Origin of the sequence: Oceanobacillus sojae, from assembly GCF_900162665.1 — a bacterium.
Taxonomy (GTDB): domain Bacteria; phylum Bacillota; class Bacilli; order Bacillales; family Amphibacillaceae; genus Oceanobacillus; species Oceanobacillus sojae_A.
The window spans coordinates 1292073-1298845 of the sequence record NZ_LT727812.1; the positions used below are offsets into that span (position 1 = coordinate 1292073).

Consider the following 6773-nt stretch of genomic DNA (forward strand, 5'->3'; position numbering starts at 1 on the left):
CGACGCTTATCATTTAGGAACTTTTTGAACTTTCTTTTTAATTGGAAAGTGACTTTAAAGCAATTTGTACCGCGACAGCATCATCCATATATCCAATCGGGAAAATATAATCCGGGACAACGTCAACCGGCGTAATAAAGTACAGCAGGACACCACCCATAACTGCAAGCGTGAAGGGTGTCCCCTTATCTTGTACAAATTGAGCATAAAAATTCTTCAGTTGTTTAATAAACGGCCCGATACTGCCTACTTCATCAATCTTTTTCTTAAATTGATCGTGAATAATTTGTTTTCCTTCTTCCGTTTGGGCATATTGTTCATAGCTATCCAATTGCTGTTGAACCTCATTCATACTGAAATTATCATGATAAAGATCCGATGCTTTTAGTGTTTGCTGAATCTCCTTCACAGATGTATACATATCTGAATTGCTTTGAGATTCTTCTGAATGGATTTGGTAACCGGCAGCCTGCATTAATTCTGCCAATGGCACATCCAGGCAGGAAGCAAATTTCTCTAAGTGCTGGATGTTTGCCTTACGTTTTCCATTAATAATACGTGAAATGGTTGCTTTATCGATGCCAGTGAGCTCACTGCATTTTCTTATCGACATGGCGCGGGCGTGGAGCAGTTCTTTTAACCTTTTGCCGAAATTGTCCATAGTCATATTCGTTATCCTTCCATTTATATATTTGATGGTTAATCATCATGCATCTGTCTTAGTCAGAGCAGCCTATCAAGAGCATATACTGCCAATATTTTATTAAAACCATTTTTAATACATTCAACTAAGTGTCTAATACTAATCTATTAGACAATATAAATGAACGTTGACATAATGTCAACTTCGGATAATAAATAAAGGCGCAAATCTTTTTTCATCAGGATTGCGCCTTTTCCTATGAAATTTTTCGCTTTCTACTTAAAAGATCAGCTTCATTCCTTCATGACTTGCTGAAAATCCTAATTTCTCGTAAAAGCGATGTGCATCCTCCCGCTGCTTATCGGTTGTCAGCTGCACAAGACCACATTTTTCAGCCTTTGCAATGGTAATTGCTTCTTTAAACAAGGCCTCTCCTATTCCATTTCCACGGAAATTTTTATCAATACGTACGCCTTCTATTTGTGCACGTTTCATTCCCTTTCTTGCTAACCCAGGTATGATGGTTAATTGAAGACAACCAATTATTTTGTTATCTTCCACAGCCAGAAGAATTTGGTTTCCAGCTTGAGCTTCGATTGCATCAAAGGCTTGATAATATTCCTCTGGTAATGGTTCTTCATACCTTTCACGTCCGGAACCAAGTGCATCATCCGCCAATAAGCGGACAATCATAGGCAGATCTTCTTTATAAGCCTTTCGAAAGTTCATCCTGCATACCTCCCTAAAATTATCCTTAACATATATACAAATTCGCCAATAAAAAAACTTAGTCCATTAATCCCAGCACAATGGAGTGAAGGTTAATCACCGGTCCATAAATATTTAATTACTGATAACCGCTTGTAAATATCATTCGGTAATATCTGTCTTTATTCTTTTTGTTCAAATACTATTCCTTCTAAGCAGCTAATATCATCCATGACACCCTCCTGCTCATAATCCAATAATCTAATAATTCTTATTAACTCAGGAAGTGCATCATCTACTGTATATAATTTATCAGAAGCCAGGTTATAGGTGACATGAAGTAATCGCTCTCCCATTTCTGCAAAATTCAATTTACGGCCTAATTTGTCAATTAATAAATCTTTTGATGTTTTCTCCGGTGTCATTTCAAAACCCCTCCCTAATAAGATTCCTTAGTCACTATCTTTCATGTTATACTTTTTATAAATATGACTGCAAATTCCTGTAAGATAGTAATTTTTATTTTTTCAATAATTTTCTTTTCAATCTGTTTCAATCAAGTTGTATTTGTTGATAATTGACTTTATTTGAAATCACCCCCTTCGTTTTTATTAAAGATAACTTTATAAGTTACTTTAAATTTATTATAACATATTTAGTTATCAAAACAAACGTATGTTCTCGTTTTATTCAAAATAAACTTTATTGTTTTTTAAAGAGAGGTAATTAAATGGACATTAATAAAAATGTAGGAAAGAATATCAAAAGAATTAGAAACGAACGGAAGCTGACGCAGGAAGAGTTAGCGAACAAAGTAGGAGCTATCAAACAGACCATTTCAAAAATAGAACGTGGTGTTTTCTCCCCTTCCTTTTCGCTGTTAGTCAAAATATGTAACGAATTATATACCTCACCAAATGAATTGCTGTTAGAGGATTCACAAAGATTACAATGGGTAGCGGAGAATCCTGATCAATTAGAATATTCCATAAAAGGTTTGGAACAGGAAATGACAATAGTAGAAGATTTATGGGCAAAGGCGGAAAAATATAAAGAGGACGGAGAAGAAAAGCAGGAAGCCAAAGTTTTACATGAAATTATAGGTCACTTTGCATGGGAAAATGACCACTTTAGAGAAGTCGCTGAATACCTTTATAAAAAAAGATTAAATGATTATTTAGCTAAAACGTCCAAAGAGCTGAGAAATAATAAAGTGATGAATTTAAGATTAATGGAGAAAAAAGCATTCTGGAAGGAGGGTAAGCAAGAATAAGTTTTGAAAATAAGTTCGATCCAGCTTCCATGCATTGAGTTAGATACTATCCTTACTTATTTCATCCAATTTTTACAATGAATGTTACTTTACATTTTCAGTTAAAGTCAGCTTTCGATTAATAATTATTCAATTAGAATCCTTTCCAAATGCAGGTTCGTCTGGAGAAATTTGAATTGCTTCAGCTGTCTCATCCAGGTGTTCCCACATTCCCCTATCTCACAATACAGTCACATAAGAAAAAATCCTGCCACTGGATAAACCTGTCTTTTTATGTCTGGTTTATCCAGTGGCTTTTTTTTGATTCTAAATTCACTCATGTTGATTTTATGGGATAGATGGGATAGTGATTTCTAGCCTGCGATTAGGTATGATATTGCTGCTATAAAAAGACAAGAAAAAATTTGGGATATTCTTTCCTTGATAGCGACAAAATATCCAATGAAAGTGTATAATGAAATTCGTGACGAAAAATCGACAAAATAGGACAGCTATTTTTTTATTTCGTGCAAAATACTTATTAAGAATATATAATAATCAAGAATACGAAGTTTTCTTTTGTTTATATGGAGGTTAAAAAATATGTTAAAGAAAAAACCAGATAAGTTTTCCCTTTATCTCGTTGATTTCGCAAAGCACTTACATGAAACGGCAGATTATTTTTTTCATTTTAAAGTAAAAGATGCTGAAACACTCAAACAGTTTTCCGATACAATTAAAAAGCATGAATCTATTGCCGATGATAAGGTCCACGAAATTATTAGTGACTTAAACCAGGCTTTTATTACTCCTATTGAAAGGGAGGATATTCTCCAGCTTGTAAATAATCTGGATGATATTATGGATGGGATGGAAGATTTCTCCTCAAGAATGGATATTTATCATATATTATCTTCAGATGATTACATCAATCAATTTACGAGTTACATCTTAAAATGCTCAGAGGAAATTTTAGCTTCGATGGAATTAATAGCAAGTCATCAACTAAAAGATGTCGAAGGGCATGCTATCCGTATTAAAGATTACGAAAGTAACTGTGATGAGTTATATCGTGAATCCTTAAGGAATCTATTCCAGAAAGAAAAGGATGCCATTAAAGTAATCCAGTATAAAGAAATTTATGAAATTCTGGAAGAGATAGCTGATTATTGTCAAAACGTAGCAAGTACATTACAAAGCATCATTATGAAAAATGCGTAAAAGTGTGGTTAAAATATGGATTTTCTTACTGTAATTATTGTATTGATTGTAATTTTTGCTCTTCTCTTTGACTTTATAAACGGGTTTCACGATACAGCAAATGCAATTGCAACGTCTGTATCAACAAAAGCCCTGACACCCAGAAGAGCGATTATATTGGCTGCTGTAATGAATTTTGTCGGAGCATTAACCTTTACTGGTGTTGCTCAAACAATTACCAGCGAAATTACCGATCCGTTTAAGTTGGATAACGGGCTGGCAGTCATTTTAGCTGCTTTGGTTGCAGCAATTATTTGGAATCTGCTCACGTGGTATGCAGGAATCCCAAGCAGTTCCTCTCATGCAATTATTGGTGCCATTACCGGTGCGGTTATTGTGTCAGCGGGACTTCAAGCGATTCATTTTCAAGGGTTCCTCTCTATCATTGAGGCCTTGATTTTCTCTCCAATTTTAGCTTTTGTAATCGGGTTTATCTTATATGGGATAATTAAAGTTATTTTTAAAAATAGTAATTTGGCAAAGACAAACAAACGGTTCCGGCTCGTGCAAATATTAACAGCATCCGTCCAATCCTTTGCTCACGGTACGAATGACGCTCAAAAATCGATGGGGATTATCACTATGGCTTTGATTGTCGGAGGTATGCATACAACGACAGATATTCCATTCTGGGTACAGGCTTCCTGTGCAACAGCAATGGCGCTTGGAACATCTATCGGCGGATGGCGAATCATTAAAACAGTCGGTGGTAAAATTATGAAAATCCGTCCGGTAAACGGAGTTGCAGCTGACCTCACTGGTGCTGCTGTCATCTTTGGGGCAACACTTATTCATTTACCAGTCAGTACAACCCATGTTATTTCATCCGGTATCTTAGGGGTAGGAGCTTCTCACCGGCCCAAGGGTGTTAACTGGGGTGTAGCTAAACGGATGGTTGTTACCTGGGTAATTACCTTGCCGATTACCGCTGCATTAGGTGGAGTTATTTTTTATATTTTGAATTTATTCCTTTGAAAATTATAAGGTTGCTATTGGAGAAATACCGATAGCAACCTTAATAATAGTTGGACAATCTTAGCAATGATACAGCTTTTCAGAAATTCCACAGAAAAAATCACAATCATTCCCTCTGCAAAGGAATCTCCACTACGTATATATTAATATTGAATAATTTTGTCATTTTTCTTGCCTATTACCTTTCCCCGCGCAATTCCCGTTCAATAACATTATAAAGCTCTCCATTCAACATCTTTTCCTTTTCTGTCTTCATCTTCTCCCTACAAGATAAATTTTATTATTAAAAATGTTTTTGAAATTATTTCGTCTACACTGTCAATTCGATAAGATTGCCTTCCGGGTCTTCTATAACGCTTTCGTAATAGCCGTCTCCAGTGAGACGCGGACCATTTACCAGAGGGTAGCCATCCTTTTTCAATCTGGCAGTCATCTGGTCAACGCAATCCCTGTCACCTAATGAAATAGCAATGTGAGCCCAGCCCAGATGTTCCGTTGTACTTGTTTTATCAATGCCCGTTTTACGCATAATTTCTAAACGTGCCGATGCATCAAATGTTAAAAAATAAGACTCAAATTCCTTCTTTTTATTATGATACTTAGCACTCGCTTCCACATGAAAATATGTTTCATAAAAATGCTTCATCTTTTCTAAATCCTTGACCCAAATCGCCACATGTTCTATTTTCATACGCTTTCTCTCCTTTTTTAGACCGTCTTTTTTATCATAAGATCGAGTCCAAGACTTTGTAATCCATATAAATAATCCTGCTCCCAATCACTTATCATAAGGTCAGGAAGATGCTCTGACGGGATATATCCGAAGCTGCAATTTCCAATTTTATTTAATATTTCCTGTGCTTCCAAATAGCTGTTTAATTAAATTCTTTCTTTCAGCATTTTCTTCCTCAGTGGTCTGGTTAAAAAGCCTGGATAAGTATCTCCCTTTATTTTTCATGCTTTGAATTTTATCCTCCGGTTTATACAGCCTTCCAGCCAATAAATTTTGGTATTGTTTAGACATAGCAGCCTCCTTTAAATACTTTCTCCATTAAAGTTTATCATAAAAATTGCATTCCACGGGGAGATTTACAGCTCCTATGGAATGCAATTTATTTTAGATTAGCAAAATCTTATTGTTCGGGATTAGGCAGTTCAAAATGTGTTTCCTGATCTGACATAAATTCATATTTTAATACAAATGTATCTGCATAATTAATATCCGTTAAGTATACTAAATGCCCGGTCAGTTCTTCACCGGGAGCTAATTCTTCATCTCCCGCTGTAAAAAATTCATCATTCGAAATATCTCCACCGTCCTCATCTATTGCGGAAAAATTGGCAGAAAACATTTGATTCGGCACATAAGCTTCCTCCGATATATTCTTTATGGTTACATCAACAACTGCAAATCTGTCTTCTTCTCTTGCTCCGATAAGGTAGTCTTCGATAGGTACTTCATCTACTTCTCGAGTTAACTGAAAATCATTTACGGTTACCTCATAGTCAAACGCATATAAATCACTTGAAATTGTAGCTGTTTCACCAATTTGATATGTAGGTATTTCTTCTTCCTCTTCTGAAGCCGCAGTATCTGTTTCTTCTACTGTATCTGTATTATCTGTTTCTTGCGTTTCTGTATTTTCTTCCCCGTTGTTACATGCTGCCAGTGTTAAGCAAATTAATACTAAAAATATGAATTTCTTCAATAAAACTCCTCCTAGTTTTTATATGTTTAAGTTAGTATTGCCCACCATAATTGTAACAAAACACGTATGAATGACAAGTGATGATAGTCTCAATAATAAGTTGTGAGCGTCAAGTAGAAATGAACACTTTTTGCTAATTAAATTTGGACACTTTCTTCCATGAAAATGGAAGAACGGTGTTTCATTCGATAACTATCATCATCATGAAAATGAATAACTTCAGCTC

Annotated in this window: 9 protein-coding genes and 1 pseudogene; 3 read left to right on the forward strand and 7 right to left on the reverse strand. The window is 35.3% G+C overall.

The genetic code is table 11. From position 1 onward, the window contains the following. Window positions 1-37: 37 nt before the first annotated feature. From BN1068_RS17215 to BN1068_RS17225, 3 genes are all read right to left on the reverse strand, one after another. Window positions 38-667 carry a DUF1232 domain-containing protein gene (locus BN1068_RS17215; RefSeq protein WP_077604039.1) on the reverse strand — a complete coding sequence of 210 codons (630 nt, stop codon included), beginning with the start codon at window positions 665-667 and terminating at the stop codon, window positions 38-40. 255 nt (window positions 668-922) lie between these two features. Further along, the gene (locus BN1068_RS17220) at window positions 923-1372 is read right to left on the reverse strand and encodes a GNAT family N-acetyltransferase (RefSeq protein ID WP_077604040.1); all 450 of its coding nucleotides are present in this window, start codon (window positions 1370-1372) and stop codon (window positions 923-925) included. Between the two features lie 161 nt (window positions 1373-1533). After that, on the reverse strand, window positions 1534-1776 hold the full coding sequence (locus BN1068_RS17225; protein ID WP_077604041.1) for a hypothetical protein: 243 nt from the start codon (window positions 1774-1776) through the stop codon (window positions 1534-1536). A gap of 305 nt (window positions 1777-2081) precedes the next feature. Here BN1068_RS17225 and BN1068_RS17230 point away from each other — a divergent pair, with 305 nt between their 5' ends. The 3 genes from BN1068_RS17230 to BN1068_RS17240 all read left to right on the forward strand — a co-directional run bounded on the left by BN1068_RS17230 (window position 2082) and on the right by BN1068_RS17240 (window position 4838). Further along, window positions 2082-2624, forward strand: coding sequence for a helix-turn-helix domain-containing protein (locus BN1068_RS17230; RefSeq protein WP_077604042.1), 543 nt, complete (start codon window positions 2082-2084; stop codon window positions 2622-2624). Window positions 2625-3206: 582 nt separating this feature from the next. Then, window positions 3207-3824 carry a DUF47 domain-containing protein gene (locus BN1068_RS17235; RefSeq protein ID WP_077604043.1) on the forward strand — a complete coding sequence of 206 codons (618 nt, stop codon included), beginning with the start codon at window positions 3207-3209 and terminating at the stop codon, window positions 3822-3824. Between the two features lie 15 nt (window positions 3825-3839). Beyond that, complete coding sequence (locus tag BN1068_RS17240; protein ID WP_077604044.1) at window positions 3840-4838, forward strand: inorganic phosphate transporter; 999 nt, start codon at window positions 3840-3842, stop codon at window positions 4836-4838. A gap of 310 nt (window positions 4839-5148) precedes the next feature. On the opposite strand, the gene BN1068_RS17245 is transcribed toward BN1068_RS17240, so the two are convergent. The 4 genes and pseudogenes from BN1068_RS17245 to BN1068_RS17255 form a co-directional block, all read right to left on the reverse strand. Next, window positions 5149-5529 carry a VOC family protein gene (locus tag BN1068_RS17245; protein ID WP_077604045.1) on the reverse strand — a complete coding sequence of 127 codons (381 nt, stop codon included), beginning with the start codon at window positions 5527-5529 and terminating at the stop codon, window positions 5149-5151. Between the two features lie 17 nt (window positions 5530-5546). Continuing rightward, a pseudogene (locus tag BN1068_RS24435) lies at window positions 5547-5660 on the reverse strand (ROK family transcriptional regulator); the annotation flags it as partial. 19 nt (window positions 5661-5679) lie between these two features. Then, window positions 5680-5862 (reverse strand): maltose acetyltransferase domain-containing protein, encoded by a 183-nt coding sequence (locus BN1068_RS17250; RefSeq protein WP_077604046.1) that lies wholly within the window; start codon window positions 5860-5862, stop codon window positions 5680-5682. 109 nt (window positions 5863-5971) lie between these two features. Beyond that, complete coding sequence (locus tag BN1068_RS17255) at window positions 5972-6547, reverse strand: DUF4352 domain-containing protein (protein ID WP_077604047.1); 576 nt, start codon at window positions 6545-6547, stop codon at window positions 5972-5974. Window positions 6548-6773 lie beyond the last annotated feature (226 nt).